Origin of the sequence: Bradyrhizobium sp. SZCCHNR1017, assembly GCF_032381375.1 — a bacterium.
Lineage (GTDB): Bacteria > Pseudomonadota > Alphaproteobacteria > Rhizobiales > Xanthobacteraceae > Bradyrhizobium.
The window spans coordinates 170,456-188,527 of sequence record NZ_JAUHIR010000001.1 but is presented as its reverse complement, the minus strand read 5'-3'; the positions used below and the strand labels follow the sequence as shown (position 1 = coordinate 188,527).

At 64.9% G+C, this 18,072-nt stretch carries 18 protein-coding genes; 11 read left to right on the top strand and 7 right to left on the bottom strand.

What is annotated here, in order from left to right; genetic code table 11:
* Nucleotides 1-15 precede the first annotated feature (15 nt).
* Both QW863_RS00900 and ndk read right to left on the bottom strand, forming a co-directional pair.
* On the bottom strand, nucleotides 16-879 hold the full coding sequence (locus QW863_RS00900; RefSeq protein WP_315712379.1) for a TerC family protein: 864 nt from the start codon (nucleotides 877-879) through the stop codon (nucleotides 16-18).
* Between the two features lie 79 nt (nucleotides 880-958).
* On the bottom strand, nucleotides 959-1,381 hold the full coding sequence (gene ndk, locus QW863_RS00895) for a nucleoside-diphosphate kinase (RefSeq protein WP_315712380.1): 423 nt from the start codon (nucleotides 1,379-1,381) through the stop codon (nucleotides 959-961).
* A gap of 285 nt (nucleotides 1,382-1,666) precedes the next feature.
* Here ndk and QW863_RS00890 point away from each other — a divergent pair, with 285 nt between their 5' ends.
* The 3 genes from QW863_RS00890 to QW863_RS00880 all read left to right on the top strand — a co-directional run bounded on the left by QW863_RS00890 (nucleotide 1,667) and on the right by QW863_RS00880 (nucleotide 4,235).
* A complete protein-coding gene (locus QW863_RS00890) occupies nucleotides 1,667-1,936 on the top strand; it encodes a sulfur globule protein precursor (RefSeq protein WP_315712648.1) in 270 nt (89 codons plus the stop codon).
* A 190-nt stretch (nucleotides 1,937-2,126) separates the two neighbouring features.
* On the top strand, nucleotides 2,127-2,318 hold the full coding sequence (locus QW863_RS00885) for a hypothetical protein (protein WP_315712381.1): 192 nt from the start codon (nucleotides 2,127-2,129) through the stop codon (nucleotides 2,316-2,318).
* 51 nt (nucleotides 2,319-2,369) lie between these two features.
* Nucleotides 2,370-4,235 carry an ABC-F family ATP-binding cassette domain-containing protein gene (locus tag QW863_RS00880; protein ID WP_315712382.1) on the top strand — a complete coding sequence of 622 codons (1,866 nt, stop codon included), beginning with the start codon at nucleotides 2,370-2,372 and terminating at the stop codon, nucleotides 4,233-4,235.
* Between the two features lie 131 nt (nucleotides 4,236-4,366).
* Here QW863_RS00880 and QW863_RS00875 read toward each other — a convergent pair whose 3' ends face one another.
* Nucleotides 4,367-4,765, bottom strand: coding sequence for an avidin/streptavidin family protein (locus QW863_RS00875; protein WP_315712383.1), 399 nt, complete (start codon nucleotides 4,763-4,765; stop codon nucleotides 4,367-4,369).
* 156 nt (nucleotides 4,766-4,921) lie between these two features.
* On the opposite strand from QW863_RS00875, the gene QW863_RS00870 reads away from it, so the two are divergent.
* On the top strand, nucleotides 4,922-5,155 hold the full coding sequence (locus QW863_RS00870; protein WP_315712384.1) for an acetyl-CoA carboxylase biotin carboxyl carrier protein subunit: 234 nt from the start codon (nucleotides 4,922-4,924) through the stop codon (nucleotides 5,153-5,155).
* Here the strand turns inward: QW863_RS00870 and QW863_RS00865 are convergent.
* From QW863_RS00865 to QW863_RS00850, 4 genes are all read right to left on the bottom strand, one after another.
* The gene (locus tag QW863_RS00865; protein WP_315712386.1) at nucleotides 5,152-5,970 is read right to left on the bottom strand and encodes a phytanoyl-CoA dioxygenase family protein; all 819 of its coding nucleotides are present in this window, start codon (nucleotides 5,968-5,970) and stop codon (nucleotides 5,152-5,154) included. The two genes, QW863_RS00870 and QW863_RS00865, sit on opposite strands and share 4 nt — an antisense overlap.
* Before the next feature lie 15 nt (nucleotides 5,971-5,985).
* Nucleotides 5,986-6,480, bottom strand: coding sequence for a hypothetical protein (locus QW863_RS00860; protein WP_315712649.1), 495 nt, complete (start codon nucleotides 6,478-6,480; stop codon nucleotides 5,986-5,988).
* 204 nt (nucleotides 6,481-6,684) lie between these two features.
* The gene (locus QW863_RS00855) at nucleotides 6,685-7,137 is read right to left on the bottom strand and encodes a DNA polymerase III subunit chi (RefSeq protein WP_315712387.1); all 453 of its coding nucleotides are present in this window, start codon (nucleotides 7,135-7,137) and stop codon (nucleotides 6,685-6,687) included.
* Nucleotides 7,138-7,146: 9 nt separating this feature from the next.
* Nucleotides 7,147-8,682: a leucyl aminopeptidase gene (locus QW863_RS00850; protein ID WP_315712388.1), complete on the bottom strand. Its 1,536-nt coding sequence runs from the start codon at nucleotides 8,680-8,682 to the stop codon at nucleotides 7,147-7,149.
* Between the two features lie 339 nt (nucleotides 8,683-9,021).
* Between QW863_RS00850 and lptF the strand changes: the two genes are divergently transcribed.
* The 7 genes from lptF to QW863_RS00815 all read left to right on the top strand — a co-directional run bounded on the left by lptF (nucleotide 9,022) and on the right by QW863_RS00815 (nucleotide 17,782).
* Nucleotides 9,022-10,191 carry an LPS export ABC transporter permease LptF gene (lptF, locus tag QW863_RS00845; protein WP_315712390.1) on the top strand — a complete coding sequence of 390 codons (1,170 nt, stop codon included), beginning with the start codon at nucleotides 9,022-9,024 and terminating at the stop codon, nucleotides 10,189-10,191.
* Nucleotides 10,188-11,285: an LPS export ABC transporter permease LptG gene (gene lptG, locus QW863_RS00840; RefSeq protein ID WP_315712392.1), complete on the top strand. Its 1,098-nt coding sequence runs from the start codon at nucleotides 10,188-10,190 to the stop codon at nucleotides 11,283-11,285. The genes lptF and lptG overlap by 4 nt, the downstream gene beginning before the upstream one ends.
* Entirely contained in the window at nucleotides 11,285-13,795 is a 2,511-nt protein-coding gene (locus tag QW863_RS00835; RefSeq protein WP_315712394.1) for an LPS-assembly protein LptD, read from the top strand. Before lptG ends, QW863_RS00835 begins: the two co-directional genes overlap by 1 nt.
* Nucleotides 13,796-13,899: 104 nt before the next feature.
* On the top strand, nucleotides 13,900-14,838 hold the full coding sequence (locus tag QW863_RS00830; RefSeq protein ID WP_315712396.1) for a SurA N-terminal domain-containing protein: 939 nt from the start codon (nucleotides 13,900-13,902) through the stop codon (nucleotides 14,836-14,838).
* The gene (gene pdxA, locus QW863_RS00825; RefSeq protein WP_315712398.1) at nucleotides 14,838-15,839 is read left to right on the top strand and encodes a 4-hydroxythreonine-4-phosphate dehydrogenase PdxA; all 1,002 of its coding nucleotides are present in this window, start codon (nucleotides 14,838-14,840) and stop codon (nucleotides 15,837-15,839) included. The genes QW863_RS00830 and pdxA overlap by 1 nt, the downstream gene beginning before the upstream one ends.
* Nucleotides 15,836-16,696 carry a 16S rRNA (adenine(1518)-N(6)/adenine(1519)-N(6))-dimethyltransferase RsmA gene (gene rsmA, locus QW863_RS00820; RefSeq protein ID WP_315712399.1) on the top strand — a complete coding sequence of 287 codons (861 nt, stop codon included), beginning with the start codon at nucleotides 15,836-15,838 and terminating at the stop codon, nucleotides 16,694-16,696. The genes pdxA and rsmA overlap by 4 nt, the downstream gene beginning before the upstream one ends.
* Nucleotides 16,697-16,723: 27 nt before the next feature.
* Nucleotides 16,724-17,782 (top strand): alcohol dehydrogenase, encoded by a 1,059-nt coding sequence (locus QW863_RS00815; protein ID WP_315712400.1) that lies wholly within the window; start codon nucleotides 16,724-16,726, stop codon nucleotides 17,780-17,782.
* Nucleotides 17,783-18,072 lie beyond the last annotated feature (290 nt).

Sequence of the window (18,072 nt, the reverse complement as noted above, 5' to 3'; positions counted from 1 at the left end):
CGTCCTGACGATCAGCTACGGCAGATCGACGCCGCGCGCCGGCACCGGCTGCAGCTCGCTCTCGGCCTGACGCTGCAACGCGCGGCCGCGCCAGATCGAGCCGGCGATCAGCACCACACCGGCGCCGATCAGCGACATCAGCGTCTCCATGACATCGACATGGCTCGCGAGATTGGTCTTGCCGGCGAACAGCGCCGAGGTCGCCTCGATGTTGATGAGGACGGTGCCGTCGAGCAGATGGTGCAGCATCGGCTCGATCGCGGGATCGGTCGCGATCACCTCGCCGGCCACCCAGCCGAGCAGCATCGCGCCGAGCCAGACCAGCAGCGGGACCCGATCGAGCACCAGCATGATCAGCGCGGCACCCGCGATGATCAGCGGGATGCTCATGGCAAGGCCGATGATCAGCAGGGACGCCTGGCCGTTGGCGGCCGCAGCCACCGCGATCACGTTGTCGAGGCTCATCACGAGGTCGGCGAGCGCGACGATGCGGACCGCATGCCACAGCGTCGTGCCGGCCGCGATCTCGTCGTTCTCGTCCTCGGGCACCAGCAGCTTGGCGGCGATCACGATCAGTGCCAGCCCGCCGATCAATTTCAGGTATGGCAGCGCCATCAGGGTGGCGACGATGCCGGTAAAGGCGATGCGCAGTGCGACGGCAATGCCGGAGCCGGCCACCATGCCCCAGAAGCGATGCTTGCCGTGCAGGCCGCGGCAGGCGAGCGCGATGACCAGCGCATTGTCGCCCGACAACAGCACATTGATCCAGACGATCTTGCCGAGCGCGAGCCAGAAGCCCGGGCTCTGCAGGTCGGCCTCGAATTGAGCGAGCACATGGCCGAAGCTGGCGGAATCGGCGAGTTGCGATAGCCAGTTCACGGCCAGGCCTTTCAGATAAGTTCAGCGCAGAGCACGAAGGTCGTGCGGCTGAGGGGGCCCTCAGCCGCACGAGGATCGATCAACCGACGATCTCGTTGCCGGAGAAGAACTGCGCGATCTCGATCGCTGCCGTTTCCGCCGCGTCGGAACCGTGCACCGAGTTCTCGCCGATCGACTTCGCATGCAGCTTGCGGATGGTACCGTCGGCCGCCTTCGACGGGTCGGTGGCGCCCATCACGTCGCGGTACTTCAGGATGGCGCCCTCGCCCTCCAGCACCTGGACCACGACCGGGCCGGAGATCATGAAATCGACCAGTTCGCCGAAGAATGGCCGCGCCTTGTGCACGGCATAGAAGGTCTCGGCCTGATCGCGGGTCATGCGGATGCGCTTCTGGGCCACGATCCGCAGGCCGGCCTTCTCGATCAGCGCGTTGATCGCGCCGGTGAGATTACGCTCGGTCGCGTCGGGCTTGATGATCGAAAAGGTGCGCTCAATCGCCATGATATCGTCCTTGGAGGTGCGGGATTTCGGTGAGTTGCGGGCTTATATCGACGCGATCGGCCGACGGCAAGCGACCGGGGCCCCTGCCGGAGCGCGACGCCTTACGACAATTTCACAATTCTGAACATAGTCTGAAGGCTCCGTGCCACCCGTGTTCAGCTCGAAGCTCCTAGGGTGTTGGCATCGGGCGAGGACGAGCCAGCAATACGACCGGTGGCCGCCCTCTCCCAGCCTCATCCGTCGGACAATTTCGGCGCCACCAGCGCTGTCATCCAGGAGACGATCATGTTGCGCAAACTCTCCCTCATCGCGGCGGCCACCGTTGCCCTCGGCGCAGCCGCCCTCGCCCCGACTGCCGCCTCGGCTCACTGGCATGGCGGCTGGCATGGGGGCGGTTGGCACGGAGGCTACGGCGGATGGCACCGTCCGTTCTACGGCCCGCGCTTCTTCGTCGGTGGCCCGGTCTACAGCTACGGCTATGGCGGCTGCTACGTGCGCCGCGTGGTTCCGACCCCGTGGGGACCGCGCTGGCGGTGGATCAACCGCTGCTATTGATACGAGCCTCGGCGCGGCACCCGCCCCCCCGCCGCACCGAACTCGCATCGCCCCGGCGTCTCCCCCACGCCGGGGCTTTTTTTGTGCATTTTCAACCTCATTTCGGGGTCTTCCGGTCGGGAGCGGGAAACAAATCGAGCGGTCACGACTTGTTACGGCATCGTCCTGCAACTGCTCGTGGAACTCCCTCATGTCTGGCCGCACCGCCGATTTCAGCGAGGCGCTCGATCGCAAGACCAGCCGGTCGATCTGCGAGGCCGTCGGCGAACGCCTGCAACGCAGCCTGCCGCCGGACGGCTCTCGTCTGCCGGCTCAGCTTGCGGACCTGATGAACGAGTTGCGAAAGCGCGACGAGACCGGGATGAGCCTCTCCGGCCGCTGAGACCGCGACAAAGCGGTTGCCTTTGGCCGCGCGCGCGGTGACAAGGCGCGCATGCTTTCCATCACCGACATCTCCATCCGCCTCGCCGGACGGCTTCTCATCGACCAGAGCTCAGTGCAGATTCCGCCCGGCGCGCGCGTCGGACTGGTCGGCCGCAACGGCACCGGCAAGTCGACCCTGTTCAAGGCGATCCGCGGCGAACTGTCGCTGGAGACCGGCAGCATCACCGTGCCGCCGCGGTGGCGCATCGGCAGCCTGGCCCAGGAAGCCCCGAGCGGGCCCGAAAGCCTGATCGAGGTGGTTCTCCGGGCCGACCTCGAGCGGCATGCGCTGCTGCAGGAGGCCGAGACCGCCCATGACGCACACCGCATCGCCGAGATCCAGACCCGGCTCGTCGACATCGACGCGCATTCCGCCCCAGCGCGCGCGGCCGCTATTCTCAGCGGCCTTGGATTTTCCGCCGCGGATCAGGCGCGAGCCTGCGCCGAGTTCTCCGGCGGCTGGCGCATGCGGGTCGCCCTTGCGGCAACGCTGTTCGCCGCGCCCGACCTGCTCCTGCTGGACGAGCCGACCAACTATCTCGACCTCGAGGGCACGCTGTGGCTCGAGGATCATCTGGCGCATTATCCGCGCACGGTGATCGTGATCAGCCACGACCGCGATCTCCTGGAAACCTCCGTCGACCAGATCCTGCATCTCGACCGTTGCAAGCTCACGCTGTATCGCGGCAGCTACTCCTCCTACGAGGAACAGCGCGCCACCCGCGAGATGCTCGATGCCAAGGCGGTCAAGCGCCAGGAAGCGGAGCGTGCGCGGCTGCAGGCCTTCGTCGAGCGCTTCAAGGCCAAGGCCTCGAAGGCGCGCCAGGCGCAGTCCCGCGTCAAGATGCTGGAGCGGATGAAGCCGATCACCGCGCTCGTCACCCAGGACGTGCACGAGATCACCTTCCCCGCACCGGAGCGACTGCTGTCGCCGCCGATCATCGCGGTCGACAACGCCTCGGTCGGCTACGATCCCGTGCAACCGGTGCTCAACAGAGTCACCTTACGCATCGACAATGACGACCGCGTCGCATTGCTCGGCGCCAACGGCAATGGCAAGTCCACGCTGGTGAAGCTGCTCGCCGGCCGGCTCACACCGTTTTCCGGCAAGGTCACGCGCGCCGACAAGCTGTCGATCGCCTATTTCGCCCAGCACCAGCTCGATGAGCTGGACGAGACCGGATCGCCGTATAGTCACGTGCGCAAGCTGATGGGCGATGCGCCGGAATCGAAAGTGCGCGCGCGCGCCGGCGCGATCGGATTTTCCGGCAAGGCCGCCGACACGCTGGTGAAGAGCCTGTCGGGCGGCGAGAAGGCGCGGCTGCTGCTCGGGCTCGCGACCTTCTTCGGCCCCAACATGATCATCCTGGACGAGCCGACCAACCATCTCGACATCGACAGCCGCGCCGCGCTGGCCGAAGCGATCAACGAATTTCCCGGCGCCGTGATCATGGTGTCGCACGATCGCTATCTGATCGAGGCCTGCGCCGACCGCCTCTGGGTCGTCGCCGACCACACCGTGAAGACCTATGATGGCGACCTCGATGACTACAGGCGCATGGTCTTGTCGACGCGCAGCACGCCGGCCCGCGACAACGAGCGCTCTCAGGTCGCCGAGAAGACCGAGCGGCCCCGCAGCGATAACAAGCGCAGCGGGCTGAAGCAGAAGATTGCGGCAGCCGAAGCCGAGATCGCCCGCATCACCGAGATCATCGCCAAGATCGACGGCGCGCTGTCGCTGCCCGACATCTTCACGCGCGACCCAAAGCAGGCCGCGCAATTGTCGAAGGCGCGGGCCAATGCCGCCGACGCGCTGGCGCGCGCCGAGGAGCAGTGGCTGGAAGCCAGCACGCTGCATGACGAGGCGGGGAGCTGAAGTGCCCCGAGCCTCGGATCGGCATTCGGCCGAAAGTCGCCGATAGCTCGGCTTTCAGCTGCTTCCAAGTCGAAAGCCTTCGCGGTCGGCGGCTAACACGGCTGAATGCGGGATCGGAGCGAGCGACCGGATCAATTGGTTCGCTGGAACAGGTCGGCACCCGGCAGATTGCCGAGATCACCGTTGGGCTGAATGTAGAAGAGATTCCAATTCGCCCGAAGTTGATTGCCGCCGACTTGGCCTCTCCAACGCGTGATGGAATTGCACTGGGCAAAAGTCACGACCAGCATAACGGCGCTGCCGGCGGATCTGCCGGATACCGGATAGGGAATACCCTGGCATGCGAACCCAGATGCGTTGTTGGTGAATTGCCCTCGCACCTGCCCATCGGTGACTGACCAGATCTCGAGAACCGAGCCTCGTTGATTGGTCCATCTCGACGGCGCCGGCAGGACGTCGGCACGCGCAGCAATCGACGAAACCACGACAATCATGCCTGCGAAAAGATACTTGCTGAAGAACCACTTCATGGCGCGCCTCGCTATGCCCAGAGCTAGAGGTAGCAACGATGACTACATACATCCATAAGATTGAAAGCGCCATTGTAGCAGAATCAAAATTGCTCTACTTTTGGTAGCTGACGTTGATGTTTGAGGTTCGATTGAGGCGATTCAGGAGGACGAAACATGAACAAGCAGCTTTACGCTCGACTTGACGGCCTGCTCTACGACGTCTGCGTCAAGGCCGGTCAAAAGGTGAAGACCGGTGAGGTCCTCTACGTCATCGAGGCGGCCAAATCACAGCTGTCGGTGAAAGCTCCCTACTCCGGGACAATCAGTCAGGTCAGGCGCAAAGCGGGCGATACGTTGAACGCGACCGATGTCGTGATGGAGCTGGATGCGGAGGACGCGGCAGCTTAATCGTCGCCGAAGTTCGGAGTCCTCTGCAGATGGATCGGCGACGACGCGCCGTTGTAGACCGTCGCTCGATCCAGCACGCGCTCGGCCTCGGCGGACGGCCAGGATCTTTCGATCTTGGGCCGCTTTCTGTCGAAGGCGCATTGCAGCCCCTCCGGGAGATCCGACCAGAACGGCACGAAGGACAATACGATCAGGGCTCGGTCTTCGCTCGAATTGTTCGCATGGGATGCGTGAAGGAGCCTGCCGTCGCGAACGATGAGATCCCCCTTCCGAACAGCAACATCAACTTCGTCTGGCCTTGTGGAAACCAGCACGTCGTCGACATGCAGAACCCGATCGGGATGTGTCGGCCTGCCCTCGATCAATGCATGTAGATCGTTCTTGCGCCGATGACTGCCGGGAAGCACGCGCAAGCATCCGTTTGCGGCACTCGTGTCGGTCAAATAGTACATGAAATAGAGAATTGGAGGCGTGGCGCCGTAACTCACGGCGCTCGACCAGCCCCACCAATCCTGGTGCCAGTGCAGCCTCGGACACCCGGCCGGCTTGGAGATCAGAAATCCAGCAAAGAAGCGCGCATCCCGGTATCCGGCGTGCTCCAACAATTCATATTGTGCATCGAAGAGAATGATGGGCGCGAAATCGACCGAAAAGTTGACAGAGACAACAAGCCCGAGATGGGGCTCCGCTCTCGCCTCACGACTGGCCCGAGACTTGATTCGATTGCCGGCCTCCAACAATTCGCGAGGAAGAAAATCACGGCGCACCGCATACCCGGCCTCCTCCAACTCGCGACGGAGGCCGGTTATTTGCATCGCCGCCTCCCGCCGTCAGCTCGTCCGCTTCTTCGCCTTCGGCTTCGCCACCTTCGGCGCCGGTCCCGGATCGGGCGCGCGCTCGACCGAGGTCAGGCGGCCGGAGCTGAACGTGTAGACGCCGGCGCGTGCGCCGCGCAGCCAGGTCACCGTGGCCACGCGCTCGCCGCCATTGCTCGAGATGTTGACGTTGTCGGGTGCACCGATGCCGCGCACCACGTCGCATTCGGTGTGGCCGAGTGCGACGGTGCCGCCGGCAGCCGGCGTCGCGGCGGCGGGATCATTCGCCAGCGCGTTCGCGCCCGCAGCATCGGCCGCAGGCGCCATGCCCGGGCATGCGCCTTCGGCGCTCACAAGATCCTCAGCCGTGACCGGCTTGTCCGGCGTCAGCGGCGGCGCGTCGATCGAGATGTTTCTGATGAACAGGCGCTGCGGCCGGTTGAACCACTCGGCGTCCTTGGACAGGAAATCGGGCGTGCTCGAGCATCCGGCGACGACCGGGGCAAGCACAAGGAACGCCAGAGCGCGCGTCAGCTGTTTGGTGTGGTCTCGCACGATGAACCTTGCTGAATTGCAACCTGTGGACACTCTAACGTGTTGTCCCAACATCACTTTGCGGCACGTTCGTGACTTTGCCAACGCTCTGCCGGTAAATCGGCAGATTATCATTAATCACGCGGCGCTGCCATCATTGGCGCTTCACGGGCCTCCGTATCATTGTCGGCGCTGCCAGCGCCCCCGTTCATCCGCCTGCCAGTAGGTGACCTCGAATCCCCGCGATTTGCAATCGGTCCACACCGATCTCGCAGCCGCGAGCGCGTCCGCATCATCGCCGTTGAACACGAGCACCATGCGCTCGTAGCTGTGCGAGTCCGATGGCAGCGCCGCGTTGTCCACCAGGAAACGGACGTTCGCGCCGTTGGGATTGCTTTCTTCCACCGCGAGCACGATCGGCTGGTCGGCCACATCGGCCACCCGCCAGGTGGCGTGCGGCAGAAACGAATCGTCGCGATAGGTCCACAGATGCGCATCGAGCGCATCCGCGCGCTCCTCCGATGTCGACTGCACCACGACGCGCCAACCGCGCTCGAGCGACTTCTCGAGCAGCGGCGGCAGCACGCCTTCCACGGTCATGTTCTGCAGGTGGTAGAACAGGACTTCGGTCATCGCCCCGCGTCACGCCTTGGCGCCGGATTTGGCTTCAGCTTTGGTGTCGGATCTGGATTCGTAGGAGTCCCACACCAGCCGATCGAGCAGCCGGACGCCATAGCCCGATCCCCAGCTCTGGTTGATCTCCGATTTCGGCGCGCCCATCGCGGTGCCGGCGATGTCGAGATGCGCCCACGGCGTGTCGTTGACGAAGCGCTGCAGGAATTGCGCGGCGGTGATCGAGCCGCCATGGCGTCCGCCGGTATTCTTCATGTCGGCGAACTGCGAATCGATCAGCTTGTCGTATTCGTGGCCGAGCGGCATCCGCCACACCTTCTCACCCGTCTCCTGCCCCGCCTTGAACAGCTTGTCGGCGAGATCATCATTGTTGGTGAAGAGACCGGCATGCTCGGTGCCGAGCGCGACCATGATCGCGCCGGTCAAGGTCGCCAGGTCGATCATGAATTTCGGCTTGAACTTGGTCGCGACGTACCACAGCACGTCGGCGAGCACGAGGCGGCCCTCCGCATCGGTGTTGATGATCTCGATGGTCTGGCCCGACATCGAGGTGACGATGTCGCCCGGACGCTGGGCGTTGCCGTCCGGCATGTTCTCGACCAGGCCGATGGCGCCGATCACGTTGGCCTTGGCCTTGCGTGCGGCGAGTGCATGCATCAGGCCGACCACGCAGGCCGCGCCGCCCATGTCGCCCTTCATGTCCTCCATCGAGCCGGCCGGCTTGATCGAGATGCCGCCGGTGTCGAAGCACACGCCCTTGCCGATGAAGGCGACCGGCTGCTCGCCGCGCTTGCCGCCATTGTAGTGCATCACGACGGTGCGGCTCGGCCGTGCCGAGCCCTGGCCGACGCCGAGCAGCGCGCCCATGCCGAGTTTCTTCATCGCGGGCACGTCGAGGATCTCGACGGTGACGCCGAGCTTGCGCAAGGCGGCAGCGCGTTTGGCGAACTCTTCCGGGTAGAGCACGTTCGGCGGCTCGTTGACGAGATCGCGCGCCAGTATCACCCCGTCGGTCACGTGAGATCGCGGCGCGAAGGCCTTCTTGGCCGCCGCGACGTCCGCCACGGCGATCGAGACATTGGCGCTGACGGCGCCCTCCTCGTCCTTCTTCTTGGTCTTGTAACGGTCGAACCGATAGGCCCGCAGCCGGATCCCGGCGGCCAGCGAGCTGACCTGATCCGGCAACAGCGGTCCCGAAGGCAGCTCGGCGAGCACCGCCACCGCTTCAGTTCCGGCGTTCAGCTTTCCGGCTAAAGTCCCGCCGTATTTGAGGAAATCCTTGTCCTTGAGGTCCGAGCCCTTGCCGATGCCGATGACGATCAAGCGCTGAATCTTGATTCCCTCAGGAGCCAGCAGATCCAACACCGCGCCATCCTTGCCCTTGAACCGGGCTGCCCCGGCCGCGCGCTTGATCAGGTCCGAGGCTCCCCCGAGCGCCTTCTCGGTCGCGACTCCAAGACGCAGAGTGTCATCGCAGAACGCCACCACGATGCCACGCGGGGCGGTCGACAGCGGGACGAAGCCGACCTTGACGGCGTCGGACATCAAGCAATCCTCCAAATTTCGACGTGATGAGCCGCCACGTCCGGCCGAAAACCTCAAGGACCAGACGCGGATGGCGGCAGTTCGGAACCCAACTTGGCAGCAGTATGACCTGCCCGGGCCGCGGCTGCCAAGCGCCGCGTGGCGGGCCAGTCACAATCATGAAATTTTGACCGTATTTTCGGGGCGCCACGCCACAGCCATTTTGTCGACGGATCAACGAGATGGTAATGATATTCACTGCTCTTGGAACGTCACGGCGACAGCGGCCTTGGGGGACCCGTTTCAAGGGGGGCTGCAGCGCTCGTTCCGGGACTGCTGATTGGGGATCGAGCGCAGACGATGGGGTCCATCGACAGGTACATCTTTCGCACGACGCTGGCGTCGTTCGCGCTGGTGTTGGTCAGCCTCACCGGCGTGATCTGGATTACGCAGGCGTTGCGCGGCATCGACCTAATGACCAGCCAGGGCCAGACGATCCTGACCTTCCTTGGCATCACCGGGCTCGTGATTCCCTCCCTGCTCGGCGTCATCGCGCCGATCGCGCTGATGATCGCGGTCTCGCACACGCTGAACAAGCTGGCGACCGATTCGGAGATCATCGTCATGAACGCCGCCGGCATGTCGCCGATCCGGCTGTTCGTGCCGTTCGCCTATGCCACCTGCGCGGTAGCCGTGCTGGTGACGGTGATCGCCGCCTTCTTCGCCCCCGACGGCCTGCGTCGGATCAAGCAGTGGGATGCCGAGATCACCGCCGACGTGCTCGCCAACATCCTGCAGCCCGGGCGGTTCGCGCAGCTCGACCAGAACCTGACCATCCGGATCCGCGAGCGCCAACCCGGCGGTGAGCTGTCCGGCATCCTGATCGACGACCGCCGCGACCCCAAGGAGCGAATCACGATCATCGCCGAGAAGGGCACCGTCGTGAAGAATGCCGACGGCTCGTTCCTGGTGCTGGAGGACGGCAATCTGGAACGCTTCGAGCTCGGCAAGCGCGAGCCGGCGATGGTCGCGTTCGCCCGCTACGCCTTCGACATGTCGAAGTTTTCGAACCAGGGCCGCGACGTCACGCTCGGCATCCGCGAGCGCTATCTGTGGGAACTGATGGCGCCCGCCGAAAACGATCCGATCTACAAGCAGATCCCGGGACAATTCCGCCAGGAATTGCACGACCGCTTCCTGGCGCCGATCTATCCGTTCGCCTTCGCGGCCCTCACCTTCGCATTCCTGGGCGCGCCGCGGACCACACGCCAGAGCCGCAACTTCTCGTTCGGCAGCGCCATTCTCGCCGTGTTCGGCGTCCGCATGGCGGGCTTCGCCTGCTCGGTCATGACCGTGAAGACGCCGATGGCGGCGCTGGTGCAGTACGTCATGCTGTTCGGCGTGCTCGGCCTCAGCATCTGGATCATCATCGGCGGCGTGGTGGTCGAGCCGCCGGCGCGGCTGATGGAAGCCATCAACCGCTCGAACGCGCGGATCGCACGCCTGTTCGGAAGGCCGGCCACCGCATGAGCATGGTCACCAACACGCTCGGGCGCTATTTCGCCGGCCGCTTCCTGGTCTCGGCGGTCGGCGTGTTCGCGAGCATCTTCATCCTGCTCGTGCTCGTCGACTACATCGAGATGGTACGCAAGACCTCCGGGCTCGCCTCGGCCTCGGCGCTGATGGTGGCGGAGACGTCGCTGTTCCGGGTGCCGCAATTGCTCGAGAAGATGATGCCGTTCTGCGTCCTGATCGGCGCCATGACCTGCTATCTCGCGCTGTCGCGCCGACTCGAACTCGTGGTGGCACGCGCGGCCGGGGTCTCCGCCTGGCAGTTCATCGCGCCGGCGCTGGCAAGCGCCATCGTGCTCGGGCTGATGGCGACGACCCTCTACAACCCGATGTCGGCAAATCTGCGCGAGCTCTCCAAGCGCATGGAGGCCGAGCTGTTCGGCGCCGCCCCGGGCGGCGGCGTGCAGGACGCGGCCGGCTTCTGGCTCAACCAGATCAACCCCGACGGCTCTGTCATCATCAATGCCGCGCGCAGCGAGCAGCAGGGCGTCCGCCTGACCGGACTGACCCTGTTCCGTTTTGATACGGACAAGCACTTCAAGGAACGAATCGAAGCGCGCGAGGCGACCCTGGAAGAAGGCCGGTGGGTCTTCCGGTCCGTGCGCCGATTCTCCCTCGATGCGCCGCCGGTCGACGAACCGACGTACATTCTTCCGACCAGCCTGACGCCGGCACAGGTCCGAAACAGCTTCTCCACCCCCGAAACTGTGTCGTTTTGGCAACTTCCGACATACATCCGCTCGTCGGAGAGCTCGGGCTTCGCGACCGCGGGGTACAAACTGCAGTATCATAAGCTGATCGCGCAGCCGTTTTTGCTGGCTGCGATGGTCATGCTGGCTGCGTCCGTGTCGCTCAGGTTCTTCCGAATGGGTGGCGTACAGAAAATGGTTTTGAGTGGCGTGGGCGCCGGGTTTCTGCTCTACGTTCTGTCGAAAGTAACTGAAGATTTGAGCAAGGCTGAGTTGATGAATCCGATCGCTGCGGCGTGGCTGCCGGTGTTCGTCGGCGGCCTCACGGGCTTCATGGCCTTGCTCTACCAGGAGGACGGCTAGTGTCGTTCGTTGCCGTCCGTCAGACAGCGCTCGCCGCGCTTCGGCAGCATGCCGTTGCGCGCGTCGGTTGCGCGCGCGTGCGTCGCGCCGGGTCTGGCGTACTTGGATTCGTTTTGGCCTGCGGGCTCGGCCTGATGGTCGCTGCTGCGACCGCGGTCGTGGCGCCGACCCCTGCCGTCGCGCAGGGCTTCACCTACAATCCGCGCCCGCCCAAGGCGCCGCCGCCGCGCGTCGCCAACGACAACCAGATGCTGGTGCAGGCGACCGAGGTCGATTACGACTACAACAACTCGCGCGTGTCGGCGGTCGGCAACGTGCAACTGTTCTACAACGGCACCTCGGTCGAGGCCGACCGGGTGATCTACGACCAGAAGACCAAGCGCCTGCATGCGGAAGGCAACATCCGCATGACCGACGCCGACGGCAAGATCACCTACGCCAACAGCCTCGATCTGTCGGACGACTATCGTGACGGCTTTGTCGATTCGCTGCGCGTCGAGACCGAGGATCAGACGCGGATGGCGGCGACCCGCGCCGACCGCTCCAAGGGCAATTACACCGTCTTCGAGAACGGCGTGTACACCGCCTGCGCGCCGTGCAAGGACGATCCGAAGAAGCCGCCGCTGTGGCAGGTCAAGGGTGCGCGCATCATCCACGACCAGACCGAGAAGATGCTGTATTTCGAGAACGCCCAGCTCGAATTCTTCGGCGTTCCCCTGGCCTACATCCCCTACTTCTCGACGCCCGATCCGACCGTGAAGCGCAAGAGCGGCTTCCTGATGCCCGGCGTCACCCAGACCGGCGGCTACGGCTTCGGCGTCGACATCCCCTATTACTGGGCGATCGCGCCGGATTACGACGCGACCTTCACGCCGCGCATCACCTCCAAGCAGGGCGTGCTGCTGCAGACCGAGTTCCGCCAGCGCCTCAGCAATGGCGGCTATCAGGTGCGCCTGTACGGCATCGATCAGCTCGACCGCAACGCCTTCGCCGGCCAGCCGGGCGACCGCCAGTTCCGCGGCGGCGTCGACACCAAGGGCCAGTTCGCGCTCAACGACAAGTGGGTCTGGGGCTGGGACGGCATCCTGCTGTCCGACTACATGTTCCTGTCGGATTACCGGCTGGCGCAGTACCGCGACCCGTTCAACTCGTTCATGAGCCTGCCGACCGAGGCGATCTCGCAGCTGTATTTGACCGGCGTTGGCAGCCGCAGCTTCTTCGACGTCAGGGCGATCCACTATCTGAGCTTCTCGGGCAACCAGCAGACCGTGCCGGTGGTCTATCCGGTGCTGGATTACTCGAACGTGCTGAACTATCCCGTGTTCGGCGGCGAGTTCAGCTACAAGACCAACTTCGTCAATCTGAGCCGCCAGACGGCGGTGTTCGATCCGATCACCACCACGGCCAACACCAACGGCCTGTGCACGACGACATCGGCTGACCCGCTTGCGCGCCTGCCGACGCAGTGCCTGCTGCGCGCCACGCCCGGCACCTACACCCGCCTGACTGCGCAGGCGGAGTGGCGGCGGTCGTTCACGGATCCCTACGGCCAGATCTGGACGCCGTTCGCGATCCTGCGCGCGGATGCGATCAACGCCAACGTCTCGAACCAGCCGGGTGTGGGCAACTTCCTGCAGACCGGCGACACCCAGGCGCTGCGGCTGATGCCGACGGTCGGCCTGGAATATCGCTACCCGTTCATCAACGTTCAGCCGTGGGGCACGACGACGATCGAGCCGATCGCGCAAGTGATCATCCGGCCGAACGAGACCTATGCCGGCCGGCTGCCGAACGAGGACGCCCAGAGCATGGTGTTCGACGCCAGCAACCTGTTCAGCGTCGACAAGTTCTCCGGCTACGACCGCGTCGAGGGCGGCGGGCGCGCCAATGTCGGCGTCCAGGCGACCACGCAGTTCGACCGCGGCGGCACCATCAACGTGCTGTTCGGCCAGTCCTATCACCTGTTCGGGATGAACTCGTTCGCGGTGCAGGACGCCAACAACACCGCCATCGGCTCCGGCCTGGACAAGAACGTCTCGGACTACGTGGCGCGGGTCGACTACTCGCCGAACCGCACTTACACGTTCAGCATGCGCAGCCGGTTCGACCAGCAGACCCTGAACATCCAGCGCTTCGAGGCGGAAGCCAAGGCGAACTTCGACCGCTGGTCGGTGGCCCTGACCTACGGCAACTATGCTGCCGATCCGGCGATCGGTTACCTCACCCGTCGTGAGGGCATCCTGGGTAGCGGCTCGGTCAAGGTGGCACCGAACTGGGTCGTGACGGGCGCCGCGCGGTGGGACCTCGCTGCCAACAAGATCAACCAGTATGTGATCGGCGCGGGCTATGTGGACGACTGTTTCGTGCTGGCCGCCAACTATGTAACGTCGTATAACTATACGGCAGGCACCACTCCACCCGTTCTGAGCCATGCCTATATGCTCCAGATCGGGCTTCGGACGCTTGCCACGACCTCGTCGACGGGAACCGGGGCTGGCGGCCTTCAGTAGTGCGCGCCAGTCTCCGACGGGCCGCTCCGTGGGGTTCGAAAGTCCCTCGTCGGGAGCCGTGGCGCGGCTTCCAGTTGGATCAATAGCGACAGCGAAGCTTGGTCATGACGATCGCGTTCTCTCCTCGCCTTCGGGCCCTGGCCATCTGCACTCTTGCCGCACTCGCCTGCGGCATCGGAACGATGTCGGCTCGCGCCCAGAGCATCGTCGTCATGGTCAATGGCGATCCCATCACCGACTATGACATCGAGCAGCGCACCAAGCTGAACTTCCTGAGCACGCGCAAGCATCAGTCCCGCCAGGAGATCATCGACGAGCTGATCGACGACAAGGTGAAGATCAAGGAAGGCAAGAAGTTCGGCGTCGAGCCGACCGCCTCCGACGTCGACCAATCGTTTGCTGGCATGGGCTCTCGCATGCGGCTCAACCCGGAACAGTTGACCAAATCGCTGGAGAGCCAGGGCGTGCGGCCGGAGACGCTGAAGGCCCGCATCAAGGCGGAGATCGTCTGGAGCAGCCTGGTGCGCGGCCGCTACAAGGAGCGTCTGCTCGTCTCCGACAAGGACGTGGCCGCGGCCGTCGCCGCTGCCGGCGGCGACGGCGATCAGCAGGGCCAGGCGTTCGAGTACAAGATGCAGCCGATCGTGCTGATCGTGTCGAACTCCTCGAACCAGGGCTTGATGGAAGCACGTCACAAGGAGGCGGAAGCGCTGCGCTCACGGGTGCAGACCTGCGCCGAAGCCAACAACATCTTCAAGACGACGGCGAACGCGGTCATCAAGGAGATCGTCGTCAAGACGTCCGCCGACATTCCGCCGAATCTGCGCAAGCTGCTCGATGACACACCGATCGGCCACCTGACTCCGCCGGAAGCGACGCGGCAGGGCATTCAGATGGTGGCGCTCTGCTCGCGGACTCCGACCACGATCGACACGCCGAAGAAGCGCGAGATCAAGGAGCAGATGTACACCAAGAAATACGAGGCCACCTCCAAGGCCTATCTGCAGGAAGTCCGCAAGGCGGCGATGATCGAATATCGCTGATGACGAAGCCGCTCGCGCTGACCCTGGGGGAACCGGCAGGCATTGGCCCCGACATCACCCTGCAGGCGTGGCTGCGCCGCACCGAGCTCGGCCTCCCCGCCTTCTACGTGCGCGGTGATCCTGCCTTCCTGGCTCAGCGCGCCAAGCTGCTCGACCTCCCCGTCACCGTGGACGAGGTTCGTCCCGAACAAGCGGCGCAGGCGTTTGCGACCGCGCTGCCCGTGGTCCCCACCGGGCACGCCGTGACGGCCCCGCCGGGCCGCCCGGACACGACGAGTGCCGAGGCGGCCATCGGCTCGATCCGGGAGGCCGTGGCCGACGTGAGGGCCGGACGCGCCAGCGCCGTCGTGACCAACCCGATCGCCAAGGCCGTGCTCTACCGTGCCGGCTTCTCGCATCCCGGCCATACCGAATTTCTCGCCGAGCTCGCCGCGGATGGCGGAGCCACGCCACAGCCGGTCATGATGCTGTGGTCGCCTGTTCTCGCCGTGGTGCCTGTGACGATCCACGTCGCGTTGCGCGATGCGATCGACCAGCTGACGAGCCCGCTGATCACGTCGACGACGCGAATCGTCGCGGCGAGCCTGCGCCGCTATTTCGGCGTATCGCGGCCGCGCATTGCGATGTCGGGCCTCAATCCGCATGCGGGCGAGGACGGCACGCTCGGCACCGAAGAGGACACGATCATCGCGCCCGCGATCGCAACCTTGCGCAATGCTGGCCTCGACGTGCAGGGACCGCTGCCGGCAGACACGATGTTTCATGAAGCCGCGCGCAAGACCTATGACTGCGCCATCTGCATGTACCACGATCAGGCACTGATCCCGATCAAGACGCTGGCGTTCGACGAGGGCGTCAACGTGACGCTCGGCCTGCCCTTCATCCGCACCTCGCCCGACCACGGCACGGCGTTCGACATTGCCGGCAAGGGCACCGCCAATCCGGCGAGCCTGATCGCGGCGCTCGAGCTCGCGGCGCGCATGGCCAGCCAGTCGTCATGAGCGCGATCGACGACCTCCCGCCGCTGCGCGAGGTCATTCGCGATCATCAGCTGTCGGCTCGCAAGGCGCTCGGCCAGAACTTCCTGCTCGATCTCAATCTCACCGCCCGGATCGCGCGCGCCGCCGGCCCGCTGGAGGACGCCACCGTGGTGGAGATCGGCCCCGGTCCGGGAGGCCTGACGCGGGCGCTGCTCGCGCTCGGCGCGCGCCACGTGATCGCGGTCGAGCACGACGAGCGCGCGATCCCGGCGCTGCAGGCGATCGCCGCGCGCTATCCGGGGCGGCTCGAAATCGTCTGCACCGACGCCCGCACCTTCGACGTCCGGCCCTACCTCGGCAGCACCAAGGCGAAGATCGTCGCCAACCTGCCCTACAACATCGCGACGCACCTCCTGATCGGCTGGCTTTCCGCAGAGCCGTGGCCGCCCTGGTACGACATGATGGTGCTGATGTTTCAGCGCGAGGTCGCCGAGCGCATCGTCGCGCGCGAGAACGAGGACGCCTATGGCCGGCTCGGCGTGCTCGCCAACTGGCGCTGCGAGACCAAGATCCTGTTCGACATCTCGCCATCCGCCTTCGTGCCGCCGCCGAAGGTCACGTCGTCCGTGGTGCGGCTGGTGCCGCGCCCGTCGCCCGAACCCTGCGACCGCCGCGCGCTCGAGCAGGTCGCCGCCGCCGCCTTCGGCCAGCGCCGCAAGATGCTGCGGCAGAGCCTGAAGTCGCTGCCGGCGGATCCCGCGCGGCTCGCAGCCGCCGCAGGCGTCGATCCCACCCGCCGCGCCGAGACCATTCCGGTGTCGGGCTTTGTTGCCATGGCCCGCGAATTGACCAATAGTCGCGACGCGAACAAGTCTTAATCAACAAGCATTTCAGGGAGTTTCATCATGGCGTTGATGCGCCGTCAGTCGCTCGTCAAGTTCGACGCACCGCTGTGCGAAACCATCGTCGAGACGCCGAAGCCGCAAGGCCGGGAAGTTCTGGTTCGCATCGAGCGCTGCGGCCTGTGCCACTCCGACCTGCATATCCAGGACGGCTATGCCGATCTCGGCGGCGGCAAGCGCCTGGACACCACGCGCGGCATGACCCTCCCCTTCACGCTCGGACACGAGATTGCCGGCGTCGTCGATGAGGTCGGACCCGACGTGCCGAAGGAACTGATCGGCGCGCGCCGCGCAGTGTTTCCGTGGATCGGCTGCGGCCAATGCCGCGACTGCGCCAATGGCGACGAGAATTTGTGCGCCAAGCAGCGCTTCCTCGGCGTCTCGATTGACGGTGGCTTCGCCACCCACGTGCTGGTGCCGGATGCGAAGTATCTGCTGGAATACGATCCGCTGCCGGTCAATCAGGCCGCGACGCTGATGTGCTCCGGCGTAACGGCCTATGGCGCGCTCAAGCGCCTCGTGGATCGGCCGCGCCAGCGCAATCTGCTGCTGATCGGACTCGGCGGCGTCGGCATGATGGGCCTGTCGTTCGCGCAGGCGATGTTCAAGCAACCGATCTCGGTGGCCGACCTCTCGGCGGCCGCGCGCGAGACCGCGCTGAAGAATGGCGCCGCGACGGCCTACGATCCGGCCGAGCCGGATGTGATCAAGCGCATCCTCAAGGAGACCGAGGGCGGCTTCGACGAGGTCGTCGATTTCGCCGGCAACGAGAAGTCGATGGCCTTTGCGGTGTCCGTCGTTGCACGCGGCGGCAAGATCGTCGTCTCCGGACTGATGGGCGGCCAGTTCACCCTGCCGATGGTTCAATGGGTGTACAAGCGCATGACCATCGAGGGCTTCATGGTCGGCACGCTGACTGAGGCGCACGAGTTGATGGCGCTCGCGCGCGCCGGCAAGATCAAGCCGCCGCCGATGCGCGAGGAGCCGATGGCTGACGTACAGAAGTGGATCGATGCGCTGCGCGCCGGCCATGTGGTCGGACGTGTGGTGCTGACGAACTGATCCCTCGTCCGTTGCGACATCGCACGCGGCGGCGGTGCTGCACCGCTGCCGCTGTGGCCAATCATTTGTCCACAAACGTAGAGGTTGTCGGCGCCGCGCCTCGGATCCCTGAGGGTGAAAAGTCAGGTCCATCTTCACGGATGTGACCGATTTGGCGCGCTAGCGCGGCCAAAATCGAGACGGGATGCGGATCCTTTTGTGGGAAAAAAGCCGCACTCGGGCACGAAAGGATCGCGACAGAATTAATCCGGAATTGCGGCTCATTGCCACCCAACTTCTCTCCGAGAACG

Coding starts and splice junctions, on each gene's coding strand:
- ndk (WP_315712380.1), bottom strand. CDS start 1,381: ATGGCGATTGAGCGCACCTTTTCGATCATCAAGCCCGACGCGACCGAG.
- QW863_RS00890 (WP_315712648.1), top strand. CDS start 1,667: ATGTTGCGCAAACTCTCCCTCATCGCGGCGGCCACCGTTGCCCTCGGC.
- QW863_RS00885 (WP_315712381.1), top strand. CDS start 2,127: ATGTCTGGCCGCACCGCCGATTTCAGCGAGGCGCTCGATCGCAAGACC.
- QW863_RS00880 (WP_315712382.1), top strand. CDS start 2,370: ATGCTTTCCATCACCGACATCTCCATCCGCCTCGCCGGACGGCTTCTC.
- QW863_RS00875 (WP_315712383.1), bottom strand. CDS start 4,765: ATGAAGTGGTTCTTCAGCAAGTATCTTTTCGCAGGCATGATTGTCGTG.
- QW863_RS00870 (WP_315712384.1), top strand. CDS start 4,922: ATGAACAAGCAGCTTTACGCTCGACTTGACGGCCTGCTCTACGACGTC.
- QW863_RS00865 (WP_315712386.1), bottom strand. CDS start 5,970: ATGCAAATAACCGGCCTCCGTCGCGAGTTGGAGGAGGCCGGGTATGCG.
- QW863_RS00855 (WP_315712387.1), bottom strand. CDS start 7,137: ATGACCGAAGTCCTGTTCTACCACCTGCAGAACATGACCGTGGAAGGC.
- QW863_RS00850 (WP_315712388.1), bottom strand. CDS start 8,682: ATGTCCGACGCCGTCAAGGTCGGCTTCGTCCCGCTGTCGACCGCCCCG.
- lptF (WP_315712390.1), top strand. CDS start 9,022: ATGGGGTCCATCGACAGGTACATCTTTCGCACGACGCTGGCGTCGTTC.
- lptG (WP_315712392.1), top strand. CDS start 10,188: ATGAGCATGGTCACCAACACGCTCGGGCGCTATTTCGCCGGCCGCTTC.
- QW863_RS00830 (WP_315712396.1), top strand. CDS start 13,900: ATGACGATCGCGTTCTCTCCTCGCCTTCGGGCCCTGGCCATCTGCACT.
- pdxA (WP_315712398.1), top strand. CDS start 14,838: ATGACGAAGCCGCTCGCGCTGACCCTGGGGGAACCGGCAGGCATTGGC.
- rsmA (WP_315712399.1), top strand. CDS start 15,836: ATGAGCGCGATCGACGACCTCCCGCCGCTGCGCGAGGTCATTCGCGAT.
- QW863_RS00815 (WP_315712400.1), top strand. CDS start 16,724: ATGGCGTTGATGCGCCGTCAGTCGCTCGTCAAGTTCGACGCACCGCTG.